The organism is Alkalibaculum bacchi, assembly GCF_003317055.1.
In the GTDB taxonomy this organism is placed as follows: Bacteria; Bacillota; Clostridia; order Eubacteriales; family Alkalibacteraceae; genus Alkalibaculum; species Alkalibaculum bacchi.
In genome coordinates this window covers 25911-52750 of record NZ_QNRX01000002.1, presented here as the reverse complement: position 1 = coordinate 52750, position 26840 = coordinate 25911, and the positions used below count along the sequence as shown (strand labels likewise).

Here is a 26840-nt window from a genome sequence, read left to right as displayed (position 1 = left end):
AGGAATGCAATAAACTAGTAGCTGATCGCTGATTGCTCATCATTGGCAGCTGCCAATGATGTTTAAGTCATATCTACAAATTCTTAAACATAAGATACCATATGGAGAGATACCATATGGAGGGGTTCTATGGGAAAAAAAGAGAAAATTGAAAATATAAAAGAAAATGTAAGTGATGCGTTAGAGTTACCAAAGGAAATCACCTTAAATCTGCCGAAAGTGACTATGGTAGGAAGTACACAAATTCGGATAGAAAATCATAAGGGTATAATAGAGTACAGTGAGAGTAAAATAAGAGTCAACTCCAAAATTGGCATTATCGTAATAACTGGCAAAAATCTGTTTATTAGAAATATCATTAAAGAAGAAGTGCTCTTAGAGGGGAAGCTTGAGAGTGTACAAATAGATGGATAGGAGGTGTTAACTTGATCATTGTTAAGTTATGGCATTATATTAGAGGTTATGTTATTATTAACATAAAAGGCAGACATCTTGAGAGATTAATCAATCTTATCCACCATAATAATATTTTGATCTGGGATATTTTTAGAATAAGCTCAGAGGAAATAAGCGCGAAAATAGAGATAGGGGATTACAAAAAAGTTTCTGAATTATCGGATCAGTTATCTTGTACTATTGAAATCATAAGAAAATCAGGAATGACATTATGGAAATGGAGAGTAAAAACGCGAAAAATTTTTGTCATAACTTCTTTTCTTGTCTTACTAGGCATTTGTTTTATATCTTCTTTAGTATTAACCGTCGATGTAATGGGTGATATCACTGTAGATAAAAATGAAATTATAGAGGATATAGCAAGTAGAGGTTTAAAACCTTGGAAATTAAAAGGTACTGTAGATATCGAAGAAATTAAAACATCTTTTTTAAACGATTATAAAAACTTTGAATATATAGATATTGAATTTAATGGGACGAAAGCTATTATTGATTTAGTAGAGGCAAAAAAGATAGAAAAAATATATGATAAATCCCTTCCTGTAGATCTTATAGCTAAAAAAGATGCTATTATTAAAGATATTCTAATTATCAACGGTACTGCTAATGTAGAAGTAGATCAAGAAGTGAAAAAAGGAGATTTATTAGTAAAAGGTGAAATAGTCACCTCTAAACAAAATGATGAAGGAGAAGAGATCTTTTTCAATCAGATTCACGCTAAGGCTAAGGTCATGGGTTTAGTAGATTATACAGAAAAATACGATATACGAAAATATAAAATGATTGATGAAGATCGCTATAAAATAAATAGAGTAATACATATCGGAGATTTAGTGATTAATTTCCTCGATAGCGACGAAAACTATTATTATCACAGCAGTGAAGAGGCAAATCTTCATATTTTTGATTTTAAACTTCCTGTTAAAATCAATAAAATAAAGTATTATGAAAAAGAAAACTGTGTTAATAAATCGAAAGAGGAATTAGAAGACGAAGTACAGGAAAAAGTAAAAAAGAAATACAGAGAAATTGGTCAAGTGCAGGATATACAGATTGTTTCTATTCAGGAAGAAAATAATATTAATAAATATGAGGTAAAAGTCCATGTACTTGAGGAAATAAGTGAGGAGCAGCTCCTCGATTAAAACACACTAAGGAGGAATCACTTTTTGTCAGATTATACAATAAGTATGACCATTGAAGATGGGGAACTACTAATGAAATTGCTAGGCCAATACGATGAAAACCAAAAAATAATTGAAGAACAAATGAATGTACACCTTGTATTTAGAGATGGAGATCTCAAAATTGTTGGTGAGCAGAAGAATACCGAGAATGCTAAACGAGCCATTGATAAAATGGTGCAAACCATTAAAGATAGCGGCCCAATCGACTCTCAAAAGGTATCTTATATTATTGAACTAGTAAAAAAAGATCATGAAAATGATTATGATAAATTGAGCGATATTATTTGCTATACTCATAAAGGGAAGCAAATTCGCTGTAAGACTTTAGGACAAAAAAAATATATTAAATCCATAGAAAAAAATGAAATTGTTTTTGGGATTGGACCAGCTGGTACAGGTAAGACTTACCTTGCCATGGCTATGGCTGTAAAGGCCTTTAAAAGAGAAGAAGTCAGTAGAATCATCTTAACTCGTCCAGCAGTAGAAGCTGGAGAAAAACTCGGCTTCTTGCCAGGAGACTTACAGGATAAAGTAGATCCATATCTAAGACCATTATACGATGCATTGTATGATTTAATTGGCGCAGAAGCCTATACTCGTTTTAGAGAAAAAGGATTAATTGAAGTAGCTCCATTAGCGTATATGAGAGGAAGAACTCTAGACGATTCCTTTATTATATTAGATGAGGCTCAAAATACAACCCCAGAACAAATGAAGATGTTCTTAACTCGTATGGGCTTTGGTTCAAAAGTAATCATAACAGGAGATATTACTCAAGTTGACCTGCCTATGGGCAAAGTTTCCGGTCTGACAAGAGCAGAAAAAATTCTAAAAGATATTAAGGGCATCGAGTTTATCTATTTAACAAAGGACGATGTAGTAAGACACCGAATTGTTCAGAAGATTATAGAGGCTTATGATAAATATGATAATGAACATTTATAAGGTGGTCAGGTGGTCAGCAAATATGCGACTACGTCGCAGTGAGCAATGAATATGGAACAATGAACAGTTAACAATGCAATAAGAAATTTACTATAAAGTCGCATATTTGTACTGTTCAATATTCAGTGTTTATTTTTCATTGTTCAATTTAATATTAAATTCTTATACAGTGAATTTATTTATAGTTAGCATGCAGAGATCCTTCGCTGCGCTCAAGAATGACAAAGCAGTAGCTAGGGTAAGACCCAAGAGACAGCTTTAACTAACTGCCTAGGTCATCCTGAGGAGCTTGCGACCAAGGATCTTACAGAACTAAATACTAATACTAGTTAACATAAATCAATTCAAAAAATATACGGGGTAACATTTGCTCGCCTTCGGGCGAGGTATGTTTTTGCTTACCATCTTGTCTTACTTAGAACTTACAACATAAAACTTAGAACTAACATGGAGGATTAATGGAATTATTTATCGATAATAGGTACGATATTGAAATAGATGAAGAGCTTGTTGCAAAATTAGAAAAATGTGCTCAGGAGTGTTTGAAGGTAGAGGAATTTCCTGATAATGTGGAAATTAGTTTGTCTTTAGTAGATAATGAAGAAATTCATCAATTAAATAAACAGTATAGAGGAAAGAACTCGCCTACTGATGTACTTTCTTTTCCTATGGTTGAAGATGATGATGACTTAGGTCAAGAGATGATTCTTTTAGGAGATATTATCATCTCTATTCCCAAAGCACAAGAACAAGCCATAGAGTATAGGCATAGTTTTGAAAGAGAATTGTGTTACCTTACAATTCATAGTATGTTTCACCTTTTAGGTTATGACCATATGGAAGAAGAGGACAAGCGAGTTATGAGGGGAAAAGAAAAACAAGTAATTAAAAACCTAAATATCTGTTAGTTGGTGTATATATGAAAAAATTAATATCTAGTTTTAAGTACGCTTTTCAAGGTATTCAATATGCCTTTACGACTCAAAGAAACATTAAAATTCATTTTGGAATAGGAATAATAGTGCTCCTTCTAGGTATTTACCTCAAACTGAGTTTATTACAATGGTGCATTTTATTTTTGACCATAAATATGGTTATTACAGCAGAAATGATCAATACAGCTTTAGAAAAGACAATTGATTTAGTTACAGAAGAATATAGGATTCTTGCAAAAATCGTCAAAGACGTAGCAGCTGGTGCAGTACTTATAAGTGCTATATTTTCTGTTATTATAGGGATTTTATTGTTTTATCCAAAAATCTTTGGATAAAACAGTGGAATGCGGAAAGTGAAACCAGAATGGAAAAAAATCATCTCGCTTATAGATGAGAAATTATAAAGATAGTACGTTAGCTTTTATCACTCATTAGGCCACTCTAAGTGGTTTGAATTTTTCCGTTTTCCGCTTTCCACTAGAGATTAATTGGGAATATCTACTTAGAGCTTATATTGTAATTAAGGAGGCAAATATGAACGAGCGATACACAGAATTAGTAAATGCGGCCATTGCTGCAAAGGAATTTTCTTATTCACCTTATTCACATTTTAGAGTAGGTGCTGCAATACTTTCTGAAGATGGACAGATATTTAAAGGTTGCAATATTGAAAATGTATCCTACGGAGCCACCAATTGTGCGGAGAGGACGGCTATTTTTAAGGGCGTTTCTGAAGGGGTAAAGTCTATAAAAGCGATTGCCATTACATCAGATGAAGAAGATTTCACCTATCCGTGCGGAATATGCAGACAAGTAATTTGTGAATTTGGAACAGAAGTTGATATCATACTAGTCAATAATAAGGGGGAAACTAGGATGAGTTCCATCGAAGAATTGTTGCCTAGTAGTTTTTCGAAGGAGACGCTACTGGATTAAAAAGCAGGTGGTCAGGTGGTCAGGTGGTCAGTAAAACCATATCTCGCCTATAGGAGAGTAAATGTTTTCCCGTCCAACGATCCAACCGCTTTTATAAAACTTAGAACTCAAACGGAGGAATATATGAATAAATTTAAATCAGGATTTATAACGATTATTGGGCGTCCTAATGTAGGGAAGTCTACATTGCTTAATAATATTATTGGGGAGAAGATGGCTATTATGTCGTCAAAGCCTCAGACTACGAGAAATACTATTCGGTGCGTTCACACTACAGAAGATTATCAGATGGTCTTCATCGATACACCAGGTATGCACAAACCTAAAAATAAATTAGGCGATTATATGGTGGATGTAGCTACTTCTACATTAAAAGAAGTAGATGTAGTACTTTTTCTTGTAGATGAACCAGGTAAAATGGGACCAGGAGACCAGTATATTGTCAATATCTTAAAAGATCTTAAAACAAAGAAGATTTTAGTAATCAATAAGGTGGACAAGATGAGCCAAGAAGAGCTTCTTGGTAAAATTGATGAACTTAAAGAGTATCATTTTGATGAGATTGTGCCCATCTCTGCAATTGATGGAAAAAATGTAGATACTTTATTAAATCTCGTATACAAATACATCCCAGAGGGTCCACAATATTTTCCAGAAGATACTATAACGGAACAACCTGAAAAAATTATTGTCGCAGAATTTGTTCGTGAAAAAGCCCTACAATTTCTCAAAGATGAAGTGCCCCATGGTATAGCTGTGGAGGTCATGAGCATGAAGGAAAGAAAAAATGGGGAATTATATGATATAGAAGTTAACATTTATTGTGAACGAAAAAGCCATAAAGGGATTATAATAGGTAAAGAGGGTAAAATGCTAAAGAAAATTGGTACTCGTGCCCGACAAGATATTGAAAATCTATTAGGGTGCAAAGTAAACCTGCAACTTTGGGTAAAAATACGTCCAGATTGGAGAGATAAAGACTTTGACCTGAGAGATTTAGGGTATAGGAAATAGAGGAATACAATGGAAAAAGTCTCTGGCGTAGTAATAAAAAGAACAGATCTAAGTGATAACGATGTAATTGTAACCATCTTCACAAAGGAAAAAGGAAAGATTCAGGCCATTGCAAAAGGCGCAAAAAAACCCAAAAGTCAGTATACAGGTACAACACAATTATTTTGTTACTCAAACTTTGTCTACTACCCTGGAAAATCGTTGGGTTATTTAAGCCAATCGGAATTAATTGAATCTTTTTATAAGTTGAGAAATAGTCTTGAAAAACTCTATTCTGCTACATATATAATAGAGATGATTAATGCAACCTTTTTGGAAAGTGAAAAAGACGAAAGAATCCTCAGCTTACTCCTTCATACACTCAGTTTATTGGCAAGCGACAAGACCAGAGATATAAGAACAGTACTATTGTCTTTTCAATTAAAATTTGTGGGATTTTTAGGTTATGTGCCTCATTTAAATCATTGTAGCCGATGTACGAAGGAATACGAAGAATACTATTTTTCAAAAAAAATTGGTGGTCTGATTTGCCCTAAATGCAAAGGAAACAGTACTTTTGAAAGAAAAATCAGCAGAAATGGTCTTGAAATACTAAAGACAATTCTATACTACGATATTACAAAAATCAGTCAGTTAATATTTAATGAAGAGCTGATGAAGTACTTAATTAAGCTAATGAATGATTATATTGTATATCACATCGATAAAAAGCTATATTCCTTTGAGTTCCTGGAGACAATATGAATAAGGTGGTCAGGTGATAAGGTGGTCAGGTGGTAAGGTGGTCAGGTGGTAAGGTGGTCAGGTGGTAAGGTGGTAAGGTGGTCAGCAAAAGCCAAAACCAAAAGCCAAAACCAAAAGCCAAAACCAAAAGCAAAGCCAAAAGCAAAGCCAAAAGCAAAGCCAAAACCAAAGCCAAAAGCCAAAAGCCAAAAGCCAAAAACCAAAACTAAAAGTCAAAACTAAAAGTGGAAAGTGGAAAGTGGAACATGACTCGCCTTTGGCGAGATAGATAATTTTCAATTCTTAATTCTCAATTAATAATTGTGCACGAAGTGCACAAACGGAGGTGGTAATATGAGTTCTATTACAGAGATTGCCAATAAACTCATCGAAGAGACCAATTGTACTACTGCTGAGGCTATTGAAGCTCTTGCTGAAGCCAATGGCGATTATGAAGCTGCATTGCAGTTTTTAAGAGAAAAAAATGCACAACCCATCAATATTGTCTTAGTAGAAAAGGAAGAATCCCAGAAAGAAAATCAAGAAGAGGATGAAGAAAAGACAAACAGCAAAGAAGAGTATACTGCTAAGGGTAAGGATATTTTAAAGCTTATTAAGAAGCTTTTAAAAGAAGGTAATGTAACAAAGCTTACGGTTAAAAAGAAGGATGAAGTAGTCTTAAATATTCCTGTTAATGCAGCAGCAATAGGTGTTGTGTTAATACCTTATCTATCCATTTTAGCAGGAATTGCAGCTATTGCTACAGATTGTACCATACAAGTAGAAAGAAAAGGCGATGTAGTCGTAAATGTAAATGATACACTGAAGAATGCTAGCGACAAAGTTGAAAAGACAGTAAAAGACATACTAGACCGCTAATTGTTATGTACTAAAAATCTACTTTAAACAATAACTTCATCTCAGTCATCCTGAGCGAATGCGAAGGATCTTTGACGCGTAAGACTTGACGTTGATAATTATTTACTAGTGGCTAAACAAAAAGTTTCCCTTGACATTAACCCCGTAATTTAGTAATTTATTAGTTATAGATAAATGAATATATGCAATGACAAAGAAGAGTAACTTGGGAACGTATCTAGCGAGTGGAGAATGGTGTAAGCTCCATTATGAAACCATGTGAAGGGAGCTTTGGAGCATAAACTAAAAAAAAGTTGGGTAACTGTACCAAATAGGGTGGAACCGCGGTAATAATCGTCCCTTGCTGATGAAGCAAGGGATTTTTTTAATTTAAGGTGGTAAGGTAGTAAGGTGGTAAGGTGGTAAGGTGGTAAGCAAAACCATCCTCGCCTAAAGGCGAGATAATGTAAGATTCTTCGCTTCACTCAGAATGACAGAAGTAGTAACTAGAATTAATGCGCAAGGTGCACATAGGTTATCATGGGCTCTAATCTAAAGGATCTTTCATAACAGCCACCAACGGTGGCATAAATGTTTTTGCTGACCACCTTGAAGCTGACCACCTGACCACCTAAAAGAAAATAGGAGGATAACGAATGAGTAAGCAACTAGAGATTAGTGAGATTGTAAGTATTTGCAAGATGAGAGGTATTGTATTTCCTGGTTCGGAAATATACGGAGGTTTAGCGAATAGTTGGGATTATGGCCCACTTGGCGTAGAAATTAAAAACAATGTCAAAAAAGCATGGTGGAAAAAGTTTGTGCAAGAATCTCCATATAATGTAGGATTAGATAGTGCAATTTTAATGAATCCTCAAGTTTGGGTGGCTTCTGGTCATGTAGGTGGCTTTAATGACCCACTTATGGATTGTAAAGAGTGTAAGACAAGATATAGAGCAGATAAACTTATTGAAGATTATCTATTTGAGAAAGGCAAAGATGCAGTTGTAGATGGCTGGAGCAATGATCAAATGAAGGACTATATCTTAGAACATGAGATTAAATGTCCTAACTGTGGATCTTTAAACTATACAGATATACGACAATTCAATTTGATGTTTAAGACTTTCCAAGGTGTTACAGAAGATTCTTCAAGTGAAATCTATTTAAGACCAGAAACAGCTCAAGGGATTTTCGTGAACTTTAGTAATGTGCAAAGAACCACTCGAAAGAAAATTCCCTTTGGTATAGCACAAATAGGTAAATCCTTTAGAAATGAAATTACACCAGGTAATTTTATTTTTAGAACTAGAGAATTTGAGCAAATGGAATTAGAATTCTTCTGCGCACCAGGAGAGGACATGGAATGGTTTGATTATTGGAAGAATTATTGCCTAAAATGGTTATCGGACCTAGGAATGGAAGAAGAAAGCATTCGAGTAAGAGACCATTCCGCAGAAGAATTGTCCCACTATAGCAATGCAACAAGTGATATTGAATTTAAATTCCCATTTGGTTGGGGTGAACTTTGGGGCATAGCAGATCGTACGGATTTTGACTTAAAGCAACATGGCAACCATTCAGGAAAAGAAATTATTTACACAGATCCAATGACAAATCAGAAATATGTACCCTATTGTATAGAACCTTCACTAGGTGTAGATCGAGTATTACTTGCCTTCTTATGCAATGCATTTAAAGAAGAAGAACTTGAGGATAATGATAAGAGAACTGTATTACAATTACATCCATTCCTTGCACCTTTTAAAGCTTGCGTACTTCCTCTAACAAAGAAATTAAAGGATAAAGCTGGTGAAGTTTACAGTGAACTTTCTAAATATATGATGGTAGACTACGATGAGGCTGGTAGTATAGGTAAAAGATACAGAAGACAAGATGAAATAGGCACACCTTACTGTATAACCATTGACTTTGACACTTTAGAAGATAACACAGTAACCATAAGAGACAGAGACTCGATGGAACAAATACGAATTAGTATAGCAGAATTGAAAAGTTTCTTAGAGAAAAAGATGGAATTTTAAAAAAATAAATATAAATAATACCTCAAATATGTTATACTTTATTATGTCAATCATAATAAGTATAACATATTTTGCGTTTCTAACGAGCTAAGCGAAAGCGTAAGCTTTCGCAGTACATAGATGATAAAGCAGCCAAATAGCTTGCCAATTTGGCTGAGAAATCATATATGTACGTAAATGAAAGTTTTAGCTTTCATTTAGTGAGTAGCACTGCAGAAATTTGTGTATCAAATTTCTGCAGTGCTAGCTTCCCAATACTATATCATCAGGGGGTGGACTTTATCCAACTTTCAAAACGGCAAATGGAAATAATGGAAATTGTAAAAGCAGATCAACCAATTACTAGTGAACAAATTGCAGAGAAGCTTGGATTAACTCGAGCGACTTTAAGGCCAGACTTAACTGTTCTAACTATGATTGGCATACTAGAAGCAAGACCAAAAGTGGGATATTTTTATTCAGGCAAATCTTTACTTAGTGTTATGGGAAGTTACATTAAGAATTTAAATGTAATGGATGTGAAAACACACCCGGTGGTTGTATCAGAAGAAACCACAGTATATGACGCTATAGTAACTATGTTTTTAGAAGATACAGGAAATATATTTGTCCAACATAATGGATATTTATCTGGAATTGTTTCAAGAAAAGATTTTATCAAAGTTACCATAGGAACAAACGACATCAAAACATTACCTGTCGCTATGATCATGACGAGAATGCCTAATATTGTATATGCAGAGACCCATGAATCTGTCTTTGATGCAGCACAAAAGCTAATTCTCCACGAAGTAGATTCGCTTCCTGTTGTTGAAAAAGTAATCTCTGACAATTCAGTAGTCTATCTAAAGGTCATTGGGAAAATCTCAAAAACAACGATTACCAAAGTCATGGTACAAATCGGGAATGAGTAGGGAGGAAAAACAAATGTCAGATAATAAAACAGGGGTTATATATGTGGTTTCTGACTCCCTTGGCGAAACAGGAGAGTTAGTTGCAAAGGCGGGAAAAATTCAATTTAGTAGCATTAGAGAAATCAAAAAGTTTCCTTTTGTCTTAGAATATGAACAAATTGATGAAATTATTGAAGAAGCTTCTCAACACAACTCCATTATTATATACACTTTGGCAGTTCCTGAAATGAAGGAATACATGAACAATGCTGCTAGTAAATACAATATTAAAGCAATTGACGTATTGGGACCAGTAATTCATACTTTGAGGGATATTACAGGTCAGGAACCTCTTTATGAAGCCGGTTTAAATAGACGATTAGATGCAAATTATTTTAAAAAAGTAGAGGCGATTGAATTTGCCGTTAAATACGACGATGGCAAAGATCCAAGAGGTATTAAAAAAGCAGATGTAGTACTAGTAGGTGTGTCTAGAACATCAAAGACTCCCCTAAGTATGTATCTAGCCAATAAAAATCTCAGAGTTGCTAATATTCCTCTTGTGCCGGAAGTAGACGCGCCTAAGGAATTATTTGAAATATCGAATAAAAAGATTATTGGACTGACGAATAATCCTGATAAATTAAATGGTATCCGCAAGGAAAGGTTAAAAGCATTAGGCCTAGACTATACTGTTGCAAACTATGCCAGTTTAGAGCGAATCATGTTAGAGTTGCAATATGCCGATGATCTCTTTCGCAAATTAAGGTGTCCTGTTATTAATGTTTCTCATAAAGCAATAGAAGAAACTGCAAATATAATATTATCAATAATTCGTAAGGAGGATTTACTTTGAGCAAAAAATATGTATATTTATTTAAAGAGGGCAATGCAGAAATGAAAGCAATTCTTGGCGGGAAAGGTGCTAATTTAGCAGAGATGACTAATATTGGTTTACCTGTACCTCCAGGTCTAACAGTCTCTACTGAGGCTTGTACAGTATTTTATGAAAACGATAAAAATCTTACAGATGAAATAAAAGAGCAGATAGATGCGGCGCTATTACACCTTGAAGAGCAAACAGGTAAAAAATTTGGTGATCAAGATAACCCACTACTAGTTTCTGTTCGTTCAGGTGCAAAATTCTCTATGCCAGGAATGATGGATACGATATTAAATCTCGGTCTTAATGATCAAACGGTATTAACTCTTGCTGAAAAATCAAATAATTCACGTTTTGCTTATGATAGTTATAGAAGGTTTATACAGATGTTTGGAGATGTAGTATTAGAAATTGAAAAATATAAATTTGAAGGCGTATTAGATCGATTTAAAGAAGATAATGGTTATGTGGATGATACTCAGTTAACAGTTGAAAATCTAAAAGATATTGTTGAAGAATTTAAAGCTATTGTGAAAAAAGAAAGAAGAATCGATTTTCCACAAGATCCAAAAGAGCAATTAATGTATGCTATTAATGCCGTATTTATGTCTTGGAACAATCCTAGAGCAATTACATATCGTAATTTAAATGAAATACCACACGATATCGGTACTGCTGTAAATGTACAATCTATGGTATTTGGAAATATGGGTGATGATTGTGGTACAGGAGTTGCTTTTACAAGAAACCCATCTACAGGTGAAAAGAAATTATTTGGCGAATTTTTGATTAATGCACAAGGAGAAGACGTTGTAGCAGGTATTAGAACGCCAAAATCTATTGATGAATTATCAGAAATCATGCCTGAAATTTACAAGCAATTTGAAGATATTACACAGCTTCTTGAAAAACACTATAGAGATATGCAAGATGTGGAATTTACAATAGAACAAGGTAAATTATATATGCTTCAAACGAGAAGTGGTAAAAGAACCGTTCATGCTGCACTAAGGGCTGCAACTGAGATGGTAGACGAAGGTTTAATCACAAAAGTAGAAGCCATTCAAAGAATAGAGCCAAAGCAATTAGATCAATTACTTCACCCTAATTTTGATCCTGAAACGATGAAGGCAGCAACTCCTTTAGCGCAAGGATTACCAGCTTCTCCAGGAGCAGCTACAGGTAGAGTATACTTTAATGCAGAAGATGTTGCTAAAGCTGTTGCAGATGGAGAAAAGGCAATTTTAGTTCGTAGAGAAACATCACCAGAAGATATTGAAGGAATGATTGCTGCAGAGGGAATCTTAACATCTAGAGGTGGTATGACTTCTCATGCTGCAGTTGTAGCAAGAGGTATGGGAAAATGCTGTGTAGCTGGTTGCGAAATGGCAAAAGTAGACGAAGAACTAAAATTATTCATTATAGGTGATGTAAGAATTGCTGAAGGCGATTACATCTCCTTAGACGGTAGTACTGGAAAGGTATACAAAGGAAGCATTAAGACTGTAAAACCAGAATTATCTGGAAACTTTGGCATCTTAATGAATTGGGCAGATGAGGTTCGAAGAATGAAAGTGCGCACAAATGCAGATACGCCAAGAGAGGCACAAACTGCATTAGATTTTGGAGCAGAAGGTATCGGTTTATGTAGAACAGAGCACATGTTCTTTGATGAAGAAAGAATCCCTGTAGTCCGCCGCATGATTTTATCTACCTCAACGGAGCAAAGGGTGCAGGCTTTAGACCTATTAATGCCAATGCAAAAGGGAGACTTTAAAGGTCTTTACAAAATAATGAAAGAAAAGCCAGTAACTGTTCGATTATTAGACCCACCGCTTCATGAATTTTTACCAACAGAAGAAAAGGACATTGTAGCTTTAGCTAAAGATTTTGATATGCAAGTAGATGAATTAAAAGCAGTTATTCACAGCCTACAAGAAATTAACCCAATGTTAGGTCATAGAGGATGTAGACTAGCAGTTACTTATCCAGAGATAGCAGCAATGCAGACAAGAGCTATTATGGAAGCAGCTATTGAAGTATCAAAAGAAGAAAACTGTAATATTATACCAGAAATTATGATCCCATTAATAGGCATCCAAGCAGAGCTAGAATATGTGAAAAAAGTCGTTGTAGAAACAGCAGAAAAAGTTAAAGAAGAAAACAATTCTTCTTTGGAGTACTCTGTAGGAACCATGATCGAAATACCAAGAGCTACATTAATCGCAGATGAAATCGCCAAAGAGGCAGAGTTCTTCTCCTTCGGTACTAACGACCTGACTCAAATGACTTATGGATTTTCTAGAGACGACGCAGGTAAATTTATCAGCGAATACAGAGAAAAAGATGTCTTACCAGAGGATCCATTCCAAAGCATCGATCAAGAAGGCGTTGGAAAGCTAGTAGCCTTAGGCGTAAAACTTGGAAGAACGACTAATCCAGATCTTAAAATAGGCGTCTGTGGGGAACACGGTGGAGATCCAAAATCAATCGAATTCTTCCATAAAACAGGTTTAAGCTATGTTTCTTGCTCACCATATAGAGTTCCAATTGCAAGATTAGCAGCAGCACAGGCAGTTCTAAAAGAAGAATCAGATTTTCAAAATGATAAATAAATAAAGAAGAGGGTATTATTTCTTATAAATCAAAGAAATAATACCCTCTTCTTTAATAAAAATAGGTAATAAAAAGAATAAGGCATTGTCCTTAAGAATGTTTAAAAACAATACCCTATTTTTATAAGCTGAAGAAAGATCATATAGATTTGATTCAATGTAAGATTATCTTATTTCTCCCTAACTGTAAACCATAGGTTGTCGTCTGCAAAAACTGCTGTTAGGTTGTGCTTTTTTAAATAATCATGAATGAACGATTTAATGTCGTCACTTGTTTGCTCTAAAGAAAAAGACTGACCGCCACAGCCGTCATGGAAATGCAAATATACGGAAAAGTTGTCCTGTAGAGCATTTTTGAGTTCTTTAACAAAATCAAAAGATAATACCACAGCGATTCCTCCCTAGATTTCAAATTTTATATAAGTTCATATATTATACTAAATTTGAGTCTTAAAGTCAATTCTAGCGAAAAATCTCATCTAAAACCCTTCCATCACGATTTTTAAGTTCTATTCCAAAGATTTTTCCAATAGTAGGGGCTATATCTACCATTTCAATATCCTCTAAAAAATAATTCTCTTTAATCAAAGGGCCTGAAGCTACGAATACGCATTTGTAGTTTTCTTTATCAGGTGAATATCCGTGGGTAGCATATTTTATGTCTTTTTCCTCTAAATCTATAATCATTGGTCCTTTAAGAGTATCCACAAAGCTGTAACCAGATTTGGACTCAACCATGGTGTTGATAGATTTGTTCACATGAAGGCTGTCCAATTCTTCTCTTGAGTAGATATGCTCTATGCCGTAATCGCCCTTCTGCATTGCATCTTTTAAAACAGTATAGGCTACTGTTTCTGCTTCTAGGTCACCTTCTTTAATGTGAAGGTATGCTGCTCCACCTGTACTTTGGAGACAAGCTCTCCACTTTACTTCTCCCTTTTCTTTAAAAATCAATCCCTTCTCCTTAAGGAGATGATTTAATGCAACTTTGTATTTCACATTTATTTGACTGTGGTCGCCTATGATGAATAATGTCGTATCTTTTTTTATTCCAGCATCTTCAATAGCATCCATAATTCTGCCGAGTCTAATGTCCATTCTTAAAATGGCTTCTTTTACTTCCTTACTGTCTGTGCCAAAACCGTGCTTAGCATCATCTAAATCAATGAGATGGATGAGGAGAAGATTTGTTTTTTTTGTCTTGATAGTGTCTACAGTACATAAGGTTGTAAAGTCATCTAAATTAGGTTGTTGAATTCCCTTTCGGTAACGTCCGTATTTTAGTTCAAGTCCTAGGCAGAATAAAGGACTGCCACCTTTTAAAACTTTTAGGCTTTGATTTTCATTTTTAAGGGCATGTATTTCAGGTAAATTGTATTTAATGGAAGATTTTCCTGATACAGGCCACAAAAGCCCTGCTGTACTTAAGCCCTTTTTCTTAGCTAGATCATAAAGAGTAGGAACTTTAATAGCATCTTGGTACCAAAACCAAATTTGATTCTTTTCTTCCACAAAAGGCTGGAAAGGGTTATTGTGAAAAATACCATGCTTGTCTGAATGCACTCCAGTCACTATAGTAGTATGAACGGTATAAGTCAGAGTAGGATAAACGCTTCTGAGTTTCGTGCTTACAGCTCCATTTTTTATCAATTTAGAAAGATTAGGTAAACTTTTGGCCATTTCCCAATTGTCTTCAGAAAAAGCATCATAAGAAATGACAATTACATGTTTAGGATTCATTGAAATCACTCTATTCTTCTTCGAAATATTGTTGCATCTGGTGATTATTGGCTTAAAGTATGTGGGAAAAGCAGGTGGTCAGGTAGCCAGGAAAACCTTTACTCGCCTATAGGCGAGATAGAGTAAAGTATAAGATCCTTCGGCTAAAGCCCCAAGGATGACAAAAGCAGGAGCTTGGGTCAAAAATGTGACTTTGGCACTTAAAGGGCCACAGAGCTGACCTAGTTAACTACCCCAGTCATCCTTGAGCGAAGCGAAGGATCTTGACGCAAAAGGAATACCTCAATGCTAGTGACTAGAAACTAAGACTAGCGCCTAAGGCACCTTCGGTGCTTTAGGTAGTGTCAAAAATACCAAAAGTCCTCCAATAAATAATGGAACGACGGCGAAGATACTGTAACGGGGATTTCCAGTAATTGTTGTAGTTAAAGCCATCATAAAGGGTCCAATGATGGCTGCAAATTTACCAAAAATGTTGTAAAAGCCAAAGAATTCATTGGAGTTTTCTTTTGGAATAATCTTAGCATAGTAAGACCGGCTTAGTGCCTGAATGCCTCCTTGAGCAGAACCTATTAATGCACCGAGAATAAAGATATGCCCTACATTAGAAATAAAATATGCTGCAACACATGCGATTATGTAAGTTGCAATGCCTACAATAATCATAGTCCTTGCAGAGAATTTTTTAGCCAGATTGCCGTAAAGGATAGCACAAGGAAATGCAATAATCTGTATAACCAACAAAATGCCGAGCAAAGTGAAAGTATCTAGGGAATTATTGCCTAGTATTCCAGTAGCGTAAGGTACGACCATTTTAATAATCGTATCGACCCCATCGATGTAGAGGAAATAAGCTAGTAAGAAAACAAATATCGTCTTATATTGTCGAATGTTTTTAAAGGTGTTCCATAATCTTTTAAAACTGTTTACCACAGGAGCAGGTTCAGGTTCGATGAAGTGAATTTGTTTAACATGGCGAACTAAAGGCAATGTCAAAAGACCCCACCAAAGGGCAGTGATAATAAAGCCTATCTGATAACCTAAAGCTTTGTCCATTCCTAATATATAGATGATTCCAAGGCTAATACCAAAGGGAATTACGCTAGAAATATAGCCAAAGGCAAAACCACTAGTAGAAACCTTATCCATTCGATTATCTGTTGTTACATCTACTAAGAAAGAATCGTAAAAAATATTAGCTCCTGCAAAACCAATGGCAGAAAGAACGTAGAAAATAACTAATAGCTGCCACAATCCGCTTTTTGGTGAGATAAAGGCTAAAGAAGCAGTAAATAAGATGCCAAGAAAAGCAAAAAATACAAAAAAGCGTTTCTTATTGTCCTTATAATCAGCAATAGAGCCTAAAATAGGGCTTAAAAGGGCTACTAAAATACTAGCTATAGAATTAAAGTAACCTAGATCCATACTGCTGTTCACGTTATCAAACATGCCAAAGATAACAGGTAAAAGAGCAGTGGTGACGGCCATACTATAAGCTGAATTACCACAATCGTACATAATCCATGATCTCTCTTCTTTTGTCAGCTTCATGAGAAACCTCCTACTAAATTTTTTCACTTATAAATGCATTATATGTAAAAATAAACCTTTACTTACAAATTAGCAGAGCAATATTTAAGGGTCAAGAGCTCTCATATAAAGTTATTTGTAATTATTAAACTCTTTACCGTTATTAATAAGACATATTCCTTTAAATATTTGCATTTTTTTATTATTTTTTTCCAAAAATGATATTGACATAAACAGTTAGCAGTGGTAAACTTTAATTAAAAGTTAGCGTATGCTTCCTAATTAGAATAAGAGCCTAGCCTGGCTTAACAATCGTAAAAAAGCAATATATTAAGGGGGAAAAATCCATGAATTTAAACGATGCAAAAATAGGTGAAAAAGTAAAAGTTGTTAAACTTCATACACAAGGTGCACTTAAACGTAGAATTATGGACATGGGTATTACAAAAGGTGCTGAAATTTTTATCCGAAAAGTAGCCCCATTTGGTGATCCATTACAAATAAATGTTCGTGGCTATGAGCTTTCTCTTCGAAAATGCGATGCAGCAAATATTGAAGTAGAATAGATAAGTAAAAGTACGTAGTAGAGTTAGTGTAGACTAACTAAGAGGGGAGATTTGTATATGGTTACAAAAATTGCACTTGCGGGAAATCCTAATAGTGGGAAGACCACATTATTTAATGATTTGACAGGATCAAATCAATACGTTGGTAACTGGCCAGGAGTTACTGTAGAAAAAAAAGAGGGAAAGATACAAGGCCATGAAGATACTATACTAATGGATTTACCTGGGATTTATTCTCTTTCTCCATATACTTTAGAAGAAGTAGTTACAAGAAATTACCTCATTAATGAAAAACCTAATGCGATTATCAATATTATAGATGGTTCTAATCTAGAACGAAATTTATATTTGACCACCCAATTATTAGAACTAGGCATTCCAGTCATCGTAGCAATTAATATGATGGACATCGTCAAAAAACGAGGAGATAAAATTGATACGGCAAAGCTCTCAAAGGCTATCGGTTGTGAAATTGTTGAAATAACGGCATTAGATGGTACGGGAACAAAAGAACTCATAAATAAGGTTGTAAAACTAGCGCAAAACCCTAAGAAAAAAGTCCCCAAAGGTATTTTTAGTCTAGAGGTGGAAAAGGCTCTTTCTACTATAGAAGATCAATTACCAAAAGAAATTAGCATAACTCAAAGGCGTTGGTATGCAATAAAATTATTTGAACGAGATAAAAATGTACTAAAGGAATTAAATATAGCTTCTAATCTAGATGGAATAATTACCTTTGTAGAAAACACTTTAGATGATGACAGTGAGAGTATTATTATTAACGAAAGATATAATTATATTACTAAGACAATAAAGGGAATCTATGTAAAGAAAAATGGATCAGATCTTACTACTTCAGATAAAGTAGATGCAATTATCACTAATAGATGGCTAGCATTACCTATTTTTGCTGTAATCATGTTTTCTGTTTATTATATTTCAGTCACTACAGTTGGTACTTTTGTAACGGATTTTACGAACGATACAATCTTTGGAGAGTGGATTATTGCACCTTTAGGAGCATGGTTTGAAAGTGCAGGAGTATCTCCCTGGTTGTCAGGATTAGTTGTAGATGGTATGGTAGGCGGTGTCGGTTCTGTTCTTGGCTTTGTACCACAGATGTTTGTACTGTTTTTCTTATTGGCCATCCTTGAAGAGTGCGGATATATGTCACGTGTAGCATTTATCTTAGATAAATTATTTAGACGTTTCGGCCTTTCTGGAAAATCCTTTATTCCTATGTTAATTGGAACAGGTTGTGGTGTTCCTGGAGTAATGGCATCTCGTACCATTGAAAATGAGCAAGAGAGACGAATGACTATTATGACCACGACTTTTATGCCATGTGGCGCAAAACTTCCAATCATTGCACTTATTGCTGGAGCATTGTTTGGAGGAGCTTGGTGGGTTGCTCCTAGTGCATATTTCCTAGGTATTGGTGCTATTGTAATCTCAGGTATTATATTAAAGAAATCAAAGATGTTTGCAGGAGAACCTTCTCCTTTCGTTATGGAACTACCTGCTTATCACATTCCAAGCTCAAAGAGTGTACTTAAGAGCACTTGGGAAAGAGGTTTTTCCTTTGTAAAAAGAGCGGGTACAGTAATCTTACTATCTAGTATGATTATCTGGTTCTTATCTAATTTCGGTATGGTAAATGGGTCCTTTGGAATGGTTGAAGATATGGACCACAGTATTCTTTCTGTAATTGGTGGAATAGTTGCACCATTATTTGCTCCACTAGGCTTTGGAAATTGGCAAAGTGCAGTTGCAACTGTAATGGGTATTTTAGCAAAAGAAGAAGTAGTGGCAGTATTTGGCGTTCTTTATGGAATAACAGGTGATGCATTATCTATTGTAGAAGAAGGGTCTTTTAATCAATTAGGGACTATTGCAGCACATTTTACCCCTCTTGCAGCATATAGTTTTATGATATTTAATTTATTGTGTCCTCCTTGCTTTGCTGCAATAGGTGCAATCATGAGAGAAATGAACAATACAAAATGGACTTGGTTTACAATTGGATATCAGTTTAGCTTAGCTTATGCAGTATCCTTGATTTTCTATCAAATTGGTTTATTCCTATCAAGTGGCGTTTTCACTTTTGGAACAGCAGCAGGCTTTGCCGTATTAATAGGAATGCTGTATTTAATCTTTAGAACACCTAAAACAAATGAAACAAATAAAAGAAATAAAATGAAATTATCCCCAGAAGTAGAGTAAAGTGATCTATAAGAAGTAAAGTATAAATTAGAGGAGGTTTTTATATGTTTACTTGGATAGCATCAAATATGGCTAATATCATTATTATTGCCATTCTCACAATAATAGTAATCCTTGCAGGACGATATGTTTATAGAGAAAAGCAAAAGGGTGGTTGTGCAGGTTGTCCATCAAACAAATCTGACAACAGCTGTCACAGTTGTAGCGGTAAATAAGCTTAAATATAAGAGAAGCACGGTGTAGCCGTGTTTTTTCTTAATTGTGCGGAAAGCGGAATTCTTAAACCAATGCAGAATGAATACTGAATAATACAAATATGCGAGTCTTGCAAAAATTTCATGTATTATTTACTATTCATTGTTCTGTATTCATCATTCACTGCGACGTAAGTCGCATATTTGACCACTTGCTTTTAAAAAAATCTCATCAAAAAAGAAGGAATTTAAGGGGCTGATAGCGAATAATATATAACAAGAATTAAGTTCTATGTTCTAAGTTATAAGTTGTATGTAAAACCGCTGTTTTATTTACAGAGAAGTAGCTACATAGGACTTACAACATAAAACTTAGAACTAGAGTAGGGGCGAGGAGAATGAATATTCGAGAAGATCGAGAACAGCAAGAATTGACCATGCTCTCAAAATATGCTACATTTAGTATTCAATCAAAGGGTAGAAAAACACCTATTTCTAAATGCGATATTCGGACAGATTTTCAAAGAGATCGAGACCGAATATTGCACTCTAAATCCTTCAGACGTTTAAAATATAAAACACAAGTATTTATTTCTCCTGAGGGGGATCATTATCGCACTCGTCTTACTCATACTTTAGAGGTGTCTCAAATTGCTAGAACCATATCAAGAGCTTTAAAATTAAATGAAGATTTGACAGAAGCCATTGCATTAGGCCATGATTTAGGACATACCCCTTTTGGACATACTGGTGAAAAGGTGTTAAATAGCATCTGTAGCTTTGGATTTAATCACAATCAGCAAAGCCTACGAGTTGTAGAGATTATTGAAAACAACGTAGGTTTAAATTTGACATGGGAAGTACGAGACGGGATTTTACATCATTCAGGTAAAGTTAGTCCTGAGACTTTAGAGGGACAAGTGGTTCACCTTTCAGACCGGATTGCTTATATTAATCACGATATTGAGGATGCTATAAGAGCAAATCTCATCACACAGGAGCAATTGCCTAAGGAGCATACTTCTATTCTTGGAGAGACAAAAGGGAAACGCATCGATAATATGATACGTAGTGTAATTTACGAGTCTTATGGGAAGAATGTTATTAAAATGGATGATATAATATGGAATTCTACAATGAAATTAAGAGAATTTTTATTTTCAAATGTATACATCAGTCCGAGGGCAAAGGAAGAAGAAGGAAAAGCAACATTTATTATTTGTTCGATTTTTAAATATTTTTTAGAAAAACCAGAAAAACTACCACCTGAGTTTATAAAAAGATTAGATGATGAAAACTCAGAGAGAGTCATTTGCGATTATATTGCAGGAATGACGGATCGATACGCTATTAGGAGATTTCAACAATTGTTTGTACCCAAACCATGGGGGGTATAACTAGAAATAGAGGTTTAGAATGAGGATATTAGTTGATGGAGACGCATGCCCAGTAAAAAAAGAAATAAAAAAAATCTCTTTAAAATATTCCATAGATGTTATATACTACACTAGTGTGTCTCACTATACATTCGACAAATTATTTCATAATACGATATATTTAGACAATGAAGCACAGGAAGTGGACATTCGGATTATTAACGATATCACTAAAGAGGATTTATTAATTACAGATGACTATGGACTAGCTTGTGCCACTCTAGAAAAGTGTAAGGCTGTTTTATCTTCTTCTGGAAATATTTATACTAAAGATAATATTGAATTGTTATTATTTCAAAGACATTTGGCTCAATTAGCACGTAAAAAAAGAGAGAAAGTATCGAATAAAAAGAAACGAAACGAAGAAGCAGATGAACATTTTTATCAGATACTGAAAACAGTTGTAGAAAAGGAAATAGACAACAAATAAATCTTTTGGTTTGTCATGAGAATTGGGGTGAGAAAATTTGAGCAGTAAGAATTATTACTCCAGCGATGTCATAGATGAAATCGTTAGTGCAAATGATATCGTCGATATTATTTCTGAATATGTAACACTTAAAAAAATGGGTACAAGCCATAAATGCTGCTGCCCATTTCACGTAGAAAAAACGCCTTCATTTGTTGTGACAAGAGAAAAGCAGTTGTATCACTGTTTTGGTTGTGGTGCAGGTGGTAATGTCATAACGTTTATCATGGAAATCGAAAAACTAAACTTCGTCGAAGCTCTAAAATTTCTTGCAGATAAAGTCCATATAAAATTGCCTCAAAACCAACAATATAATAGTGAAAGAAATGAAAAAAGAGAAAGACAACTTCTTATACACAGGGATGCAGCAATATACTATTATAAGACATTATTACATGACTCTAAGGCAATGGCGTATTTATTAGACAGGAAAATAGATAAAGCCACTATTAAAAAATATGGTTTAGGTTATGCACCAAAATACGGTAATGGCTTGCTTCGTTACCTTTTTAGTAAGAAGTACAATGTCAATGAATTATTAGAATCTGGATTAATATTAAGAGGCAAAAACAGATCTACAAATGATTTATATGATCGTTTTAGAGACCGCATTATGTTTCCTATACAAAATGTTACAGGAAAAGTAATTGCCTTTGGAGGCAGAGTGCTTGACAATAGCATATCACCAAAGTACTTAAATTCTCCTGAAACTCAAATTTTTCATAAGGGGAAAAATTTGTATGGGTTAAATAATGCAAAAAAACAAATCGTAAACGAACAAATCATAATTGTAGAAGGTTATATGGATGTCATTGGCCTTTATCAAAAAGGCATTAAAAATGCTGTGGCCTCATTAGGTACAGCTTTTACCCAAGATCAAAGCAAGCTGCTTAAACGATATGCTAAAGAACTAGTTGTCATATACGATGGGGATCGAGCGGGTCAAGAAGCTACGTCTAAAGCCATAGAAATACTACAAGATAATGATATCGATATAAAAATAGTCTCTTTGCCAGATAATCTAGATCCTGATGAGTACATAAATCAATATGGAAAAGATGCTTTTGAACTACAAATGTCAAAAGGGATGACTCCTTTAGAGTATAAAATTTCCAAGTTAAAACAATCATATGACATAAGTAGTGTAGATGGCAAGATCAAATTTACAAAAGAAATGGCTGCATATCTGAGTAATGTTAATAGCGGTATTGAGCGAGAGGCCTATTTAAACAAAATGGCTGCAGACACAGGTATCTCAAAAGAAACAATTCTTCAAGAAATTAAAAAAAATGTTACAAAAGAGCATAAAAAAATTTCTGATGGAAAATATAGGAATGAAAAACCAGAAAAATTTGTAAAAAATGCTTACAGTATTGCTCAAGAAGAAATTCTAAAAATTTTAATCAATAACAAGAATATCTTTCCTTTAATTGAATCTAAAATTAATTTAAGTCATTTTCAAGATGGAATTTATAAAGATCTAGCAGAATATCTATTTCGTCAAATAGAAAATGAAGAAGAAATCCAAGGTAATAAATTCATAAATGACATAAGTAATAAAAATGACCTAGAAATTGCAACGTCAATATTTACATCGGATGAAATAAGCTCAGAAGAACAAGCTATTATTAGCTACTGTAATACGATTAAAAAATTTAAGATTCATAATGATAATAAATCTTTACAAAATCAATTATTAAATGCCACAGATGATGAAGAAAAGAATAGAATATATTATCAAATTATCGAAAATAAACGTAAACTAGAGAAATTATAGTTGAGAGGAGGGTTAAGAGTGGACGTTAATGTAAAACAGATGCAAAAAGTTAAAGAACTCCTTGCAAAAGGAAAGAAACAAGGTACTTTAACTGGAGAAGAAATCCAGAATTCTCTTTCTGATATAGATTTAGTACCAGAACAAATTGAGGATATATATACAATTTTAGAAGAAGACGGTATAGAAATTTTTACACATGATATTACTAAATCTGCCGAGGATGACGAACACGAAGACATTGAAAAAGACATTCATGCGAAAGAAATAGATGTACCAGAGGGAATCAGTGTTAATGATCCAGTAAGGATGTATTTAAAAGAAATTGGTAAAGTTCCACTTTTAACAGCTGAAGAAGAAATTGAATTAGCTCAGCGAATGGAAGCAGGCGATGATAGAGCAAAACAACAATTAGCAGAGGCCAATTTAAGATTGGTAGTAAGCATCGCCAAAAGATATGTTGGTCGAGGGATGTCTTTTCTTGATTTGATTCAAGAAGGTAATCTAGGTCTTATAAAAGCAGTAGAAAAATTTGATTATGGCAAAGGTTTTAAATTTAGTACTTATGCCACATGGTGGATACGACAAGCGATTACGCGGGCTATAGCTGATCAGGCTAGAACAATCCGTATACCAGTACATATGGTAGAAACTATAAATAAACTAATCCGCGTTTCAAGACAATTGCTGCAAGATTTAGGTAGGGAACCGACACCTAAAGAAATCGCTGAAGAAATGGGTTTTACAGAAGAAAAGGTAAGAGAAATTCAAAAAATTGCTCAAGATCCAGTATCATTAGAGACACCTATTGGCGAAGAGGAAGACAGTCATTTAGGTGATTTTATTCCAGATGATGATGCTCCAGCACCAGCAGAAGCAGCATCATATGCTTTATTAAAAGAACAATTATTAGATGTATTAGAAACACTAACAGACCGAGAAGAAAAAGTTTTAAGACTCAGATTTGGTTTAGACGACGGTAGAGCAAGAACTCTTGAAGAAGTAGGAAAAGAATTCAATGTAACAAGAGAAAGAATTAGGCAGATTGAAGCCAAAGCTCTACGAAAACTAAGACATCCAAGTAGAAGTAAAAAACTAAAAGATTATTTAGATTAAACAAAAGACGCCCTTTTATAAGGGGGTCTTTTGTTTGAAACAAAATTAAATAAAAGTGTATATTAAATTTCTAATTTGGCAATATTATTACTGCAGGTGATTCACACGGAATTTGTTTCTAGATTTTGCAAAACTCTTGACAAAATAAAAAAAATCACTATAATATTATTTAACGTTCCTTAGTAGCTCAATGGTGGAGCAATCGGCTGTTAACCGGGAGGTTGTTGGTTCGAATCCAACCTGAGGAGCCATTTTTTAAGAGAATAAAGACTAGAGACATATGTCTCTAGTCTTTTTATTTTTTAAGCAAACTTTAAAATAACTATCCCATATATTCCCCAAATAAAGCATACTTTCCCAAAGTCATATTTTGATGAAATATGGTATAATGGTATTACAAGAAAGTTCATCTACATAATTTCATTATTCTCATAAATTCACCTGATTTCTTAAATAGTTAAATATAGAATGGAGTAGTTTATGCAATTAACACCTAGGCTTGAAGCCATTGCGAGAAAAGTAACCTATAAAGCTACAGTTGCGGATATAGGTACAGATCATGCGTATATTCCAATTTACTTAGTGGAAAACAATGTTACAAATATTGTATATGCCTGTGATATTAATCAAGGTCCAATTAATATGGCCAATAAACAAATTGAAAGGTATGGATATACAAGAGAAATTACTACAATGTTAGGACCTGGTCTAGATCCTATTGTAGGTATGGATGTAGAAAACATCATTATTGCAGGTATGGGTGGTATCTTAATTAAGGAAATCATCGAAGCCAATAAAGAAACAGCTCTAAATGCTCATAGATTGATTTTACAGCCTATGATTGCTCAAGAGGAATTACGACAGTACTTAATTCAAAATGGATTTCAAATAATCGAAGAGGACTTAGCTCAGGAAGATAGGCGTATTTATCAAATAATACTTGCTAAAAAAGGTAAAAGCGAACCATGGGCAGAAATTGATTATCATATAAGTCCTATTCTAGTACAAGACAAACACCCACTGCTTCATGAGCTAATCACTGCAAAAGAAAATGAACTAAACAAAATTATCAAAGCTTGTAGCGTAGAGAAAAGCGAAAATGCCAAAGTGCGAAGAGAAGAATGTAGTTCCTTATTAGAAAAAATAAAGGTTGTGAAAAAGTGTCTATAAAATGCCAACAAATTATTCAATTCATTGAAGAGCTTGCACCAAGAAAATTAGCTGAGAGTTGGGACAATGTAGGTCTTATGATTGGAAGCCCTAATATGGAAGTTAACAAGGTTTTAGTATGCTTAGATGTAAATGATGCAGTACTAAAAGAAGCCATTGAAAACCAAGTAGACCTTATTGTGTCTCATCATCCTTTTCTCTTTTCACCTTTAAAAAATGTAAGATGGGATAATTATAAAGGAAGATTAATTAAAGAATTAATTACAAGAGAAATTGGCGTCTACAGTGCACATACAAACTTAGATATTAGTCATAAAGGCCTTAATTATTGGTTAGCAAATCATCTGGAAATTAGAAATTTGGAAGTTTTAGATAAAATAAATTATGAAAACTTGTATAAACTTGCTATTTTTGTACCAAAATCAGGTATAGGGCAAATTAAGGAAGAATTAGGACGCCAAGGTGCTGGATGGATTGGAAACTACAGCCATTGTAGTTTTTCAACAGAAGGAGTCGGTAATTTCAAACCTTTAGAAAATACGAATCCGTATATAGGAACACCTGGAAAAATAGAAGAAGTGGATGAAGTAAGAATTGAGACCATTGTAAAAGAAGGGGATTTAGAGCGGACATTAAAGGCCGTTTTAAAAGTACATCCTTATGAAGAAGTAGCGTATGACATATATCCTTTAAAAAACAATGGAAGAGTACAAGGACTAGGTGTTGTTGGAAAATTGGACAAGGAAATGAATACAAATGAATTCATAGACTTTGTAAAAAATAAATTGAATCTAAACAACTTGCGCGGAAGTGGTCCTATGCCAAACATAGTAAGGAAAATAGCAGTTTGCTCTGGTGCTGGTGCTAATTATATGCATAAAGCAAAGTTCTCTGGAGCTGATGTTTTTATTACTGGAGATCTAAAATACCACGATGGCCAAACAGCAGAAGAAATCGGACTATTTGTGATAGATGCGGGTCATTTTTCAACAGAAATCATTGTGATCCGGTACTTAAGTGAATACTTAGAAGAATGTGCGAAAAAGAGCAAAGCAAATATAGAAATCATGCAGTCTACTTCTGGAAGAGATACACTAAAAGTTTACTAGATTATAGGGCTGTTAAATGAACC

At 34.3% G+C, this 26840-nt stretch carries 25 protein-coding genes and 1 tRNA gene; 23 read left to right on the top strand and 3 right to left on the bottom strand.

Annotated features, from left to right (window positions below; translation table 11 throughout):
- Nucleotides 1–129 precede the first annotated feature (129 nt).
- The 13 genes from yqfC to ppdK all read left to right on the top strand — a co-directional run bounded on the left by yqfC (nucleotide 130) and on the right by ppdK (nucleotide 13490).
- Nucleotides 130–414: a sporulation protein YqfC gene (gene yqfC / locus DES36_RS01700; protein ID WP_113919487.1), complete on the top strand. Its 285-nt coding sequence runs from the start codon at nucleotides 130–132 to the stop codon at nucleotides 412–414.
- Between the two features lie 11 nt (nucleotides 415–425).
- Nucleotides 426–1601 (top strand): sporulation protein YqfD, encoded by a 1176-nt coding sequence (locus DES36_RS01695; protein WP_170128134.1) that lies wholly within the window; start codon nucleotides 426–428, stop codon nucleotides 1599–1601.
- 45 nt (nucleotides 1602–1646) lie between these two features.
- A complete protein-coding gene (locus DES36_RS01690) occupies nucleotides 1647–2588 on the top strand; it encodes a PhoH family protein (RefSeq protein WP_113919671.1) in 942 nt (313 codons plus the stop codon).
- A gap of 458 nt (nucleotides 2589–3046) precedes the next feature.
- Nucleotides 3047–3496 carry an rRNA maturation RNase YbeY gene (ybeY, locus tag DES36_RS01685; RefSeq protein ID WP_113919485.1) on the top strand — a complete coding sequence of 150 codons (450 nt, stop codon included), beginning with the start codon at nucleotides 3047–3049 and terminating at the stop codon, nucleotides 3494–3496.
- 11 nt (nucleotides 3497–3507) lie between these two features.
- A complete protein-coding gene (locus DES36_RS01680) occupies nucleotides 3508–3858 on the top strand; it encodes a diacylglycerol kinase family protein (protein ID WP_113919484.1) in 351 nt (116 codons plus the stop codon).
- Between the two features lie 199 nt (nucleotides 3859–4057).
- Nucleotides 4058–4459, top strand: coding sequence for a cytidine deaminase (locus DES36_RS01675; protein ID WP_113919483.1), 402 nt, complete (start codon nucleotides 4058–4060; stop codon nucleotides 4457–4459).
- 123 nt (nucleotides 4460–4582) lie between these two features.
- Complete coding sequence (gene era / locus DES36_RS01670) at nucleotides 4583–5473, top strand: GTPase Era (RefSeq protein WP_113919482.1); 891 nt, start codon at nucleotides 4583–4585, stop codon at nucleotides 5471–5473.
- 9 nt (nucleotides 5474–5482) lie between these two features.
- Nucleotides 5483–6217, top strand: coding sequence for a DNA repair protein RecO (gene recO, locus DES36_RS01665; protein WP_113919481.1), 735 nt, complete (start codon nucleotides 5483–5485; stop codon nucleotides 6215–6217).
- Nucleotides 6218–6550: 333 nt separating this feature from the next.
- Entirely contained in the window at nucleotides 6551–7075 is a 525-nt protein-coding gene (locus DES36_RS01660; RefSeq protein WP_113919480.1) for a DUF4342 domain-containing protein, read from the top strand.
- Between the two features lie 635 nt (nucleotides 7076–7710).
- The gene (locus DES36_RS01655) at nucleotides 7711–9099 is read left to right on the top strand and encodes a glycine--tRNA ligase (RefSeq protein ID WP_113919479.1); all 1389 of its coding nucleotides are present in this window, start codon (nucleotides 7711–7713) and stop codon (nucleotides 9097–9099) included.
- A 272-nt stretch (nucleotides 9100–9371) separates the two neighbouring features.
- Complete coding sequence (ccpN, locus tag DES36_RS01650) at nucleotides 9372–10013, top strand: transcriptional regulator CcpN (RefSeq protein WP_113919670.1); 642 nt, start codon at nucleotides 9372–9374, stop codon at nucleotides 10011–10013.
- 13 nt (nucleotides 10014–10026) lie between these two features.
- Complete coding sequence (locus DES36_RS01645; RefSeq protein ID WP_113919478.1) at nucleotides 10027–10848, top strand: pyruvate, water dikinase regulatory protein; 822 nt, start codon at nucleotides 10027–10029, stop codon at nucleotides 10846–10848.
- A complete protein-coding gene (gene ppdK / locus DES36_RS01640) occupies nucleotides 10845–13490 on the top strand; it encodes a pyruvate, phosphate dikinase (RefSeq protein WP_113919477.1) in 2646 nt (881 codons plus the stop codon). The genes DES36_RS01645 and ppdK overlap by 4 nt, the downstream gene beginning before the upstream one ends.
- Nucleotides 13491–13660: 170 nt before the next feature.
- Here ppdK and DES36_RS01635 read toward each other — a convergent pair whose 3' ends face one another.
- From DES36_RS01635 to DES36_RS01625, 3 genes are all read right to left on the bottom strand, one after another.
- A complete protein-coding gene (locus DES36_RS01635; protein WP_113919476.1) occupies nucleotides 13661–13879 on the bottom strand; it encodes an RDAC family protein in 219 nt (72 codons plus the stop codon).
- A 73-nt stretch (nucleotides 13880–13952) separates the two neighbouring features.
- On the bottom strand, nucleotides 13953–15230 hold the full coding sequence (locus DES36_RS01630) for an alkaline phosphatase family protein (protein ID WP_113919475.1): 1278 nt from the start codon (nucleotides 15228–15230) through the stop codon (nucleotides 13953–13955).
- A gap of 315 nt (nucleotides 15231–15545) precedes the next feature.
- Nucleotides 15546–16781 carry an MFS transporter gene (locus DES36_RS01625; RefSeq protein WP_113919474.1) on the bottom strand — a complete coding sequence of 412 codons (1236 nt, stop codon included), beginning with the start codon at nucleotides 16779–16781 and terminating at the stop codon, nucleotides 15546–15548.
- A gap of 326 nt (nucleotides 16782–17107) precedes the next feature.
- Here DES36_RS01625 and DES36_RS01620 point away from each other — a divergent pair, with 326 nt between their 5' ends.
- The 10 genes from DES36_RS01620 to DES36_RS01575 all read left to right on the top strand — a co-directional run bounded on the left by DES36_RS01620 (nucleotide 17108) and on the right by DES36_RS01575 (nucleotide 26817).
- The gene (locus tag DES36_RS01620; RefSeq protein WP_113919473.1) at nucleotides 17108–17326 is read left to right on the top strand and encodes a FeoA family protein; all 219 of its coding nucleotides are present in this window, start codon (nucleotides 17108–17110) and stop codon (nucleotides 17324–17326) included.
- 57 nt (nucleotides 17327–17383) lie between these two features.
- Entirely contained in the window at nucleotides 17384–19549 is a 2166-nt protein-coding gene (gene feoB, locus DES36_RS01615; RefSeq protein ID WP_113919472.1) for a ferrous iron transport protein B, read from the top strand.
- A gap of 44 nt (nucleotides 19550–19593) precedes the next feature.
- On the top strand, nucleotides 19594–19764 hold the full coding sequence (locus tag DES36_RS01610) for a FeoB-associated Cys-rich membrane protein (RefSeq protein ID WP_113919471.1): 171 nt from the start codon (nucleotides 19594–19596) through the stop codon (nucleotides 19762–19764).
- Between the two features lie 377 nt (nucleotides 19765–20141).
- Nucleotides 20142–21140, top strand: coding sequence for a deoxyguanosinetriphosphate triphosphohydrolase (locus tag DES36_RS01605; RefSeq protein WP_113919470.1), 999 nt, complete (start codon nucleotides 20142–20144; stop codon nucleotides 21138–21140).
- A 19-nt stretch (nucleotides 21141–21159) separates the two neighbouring features.
- The gene (locus DES36_RS01600) at nucleotides 21160–21609 is read left to right on the top strand and encodes a DUF188 domain-containing protein (protein WP_113919469.1); all 450 of its coding nucleotides are present in this window, start codon (nucleotides 21160–21162) and stop codon (nucleotides 21607–21609) included.
- 37 nt (nucleotides 21610–21646) lie between these two features.
- Nucleotides 21647–23425 (top strand): DNA primase, encoded by a 1779-nt coding sequence (gene dnaG / locus DES36_RS01595; RefSeq protein WP_113919468.1) that lies wholly within the window; start codon nucleotides 21647–21649, stop codon nucleotides 23423–23425.
- Between the two features lie 39 nt (nucleotides 23426–23464).
- Nucleotides 23465–24538, top strand: a complete 1074-nt coding sequence (gene rpoD, locus DES36_RS01590) for an RNA polymerase sigma factor RpoD (RefSeq protein ID WP_113919669.1) — start codon at nucleotides 23465–23467, stop codon at nucleotides 24536–24538.
- Between the two features lie 176 nt (nucleotides 24539–24714).
- Nucleotides 24715–24789 (top strand) — tRNA-Asn (locus DES36_RS01585).
- A 229-nt stretch (nucleotides 24790–25018) separates the two neighbouring features.
- Nucleotides 25019–25708, top strand: coding sequence for a tRNA (adenine(22)-N(1))-methyltransferase (locus DES36_RS01580; RefSeq protein ID WP_113919467.1), 690 nt, complete (start codon nucleotides 25019–25021; stop codon nucleotides 25706–25708).
- Nucleotides 25699–26817 carry a Nif3-like dinuclear metal center hexameric protein gene (locus DES36_RS01575; RefSeq protein WP_113919466.1) on the top strand — a complete coding sequence of 373 codons (1119 nt, stop codon included), beginning with the start codon at nucleotides 25699–25701 and terminating at the stop codon, nucleotides 26815–26817. The genes DES36_RS01580 and DES36_RS01575 overlap by 10 nt, the downstream gene beginning before the upstream one ends.
- The last annotated feature ends 23 nt before the right edge of the window (nucleotides 26818–26840 follow it).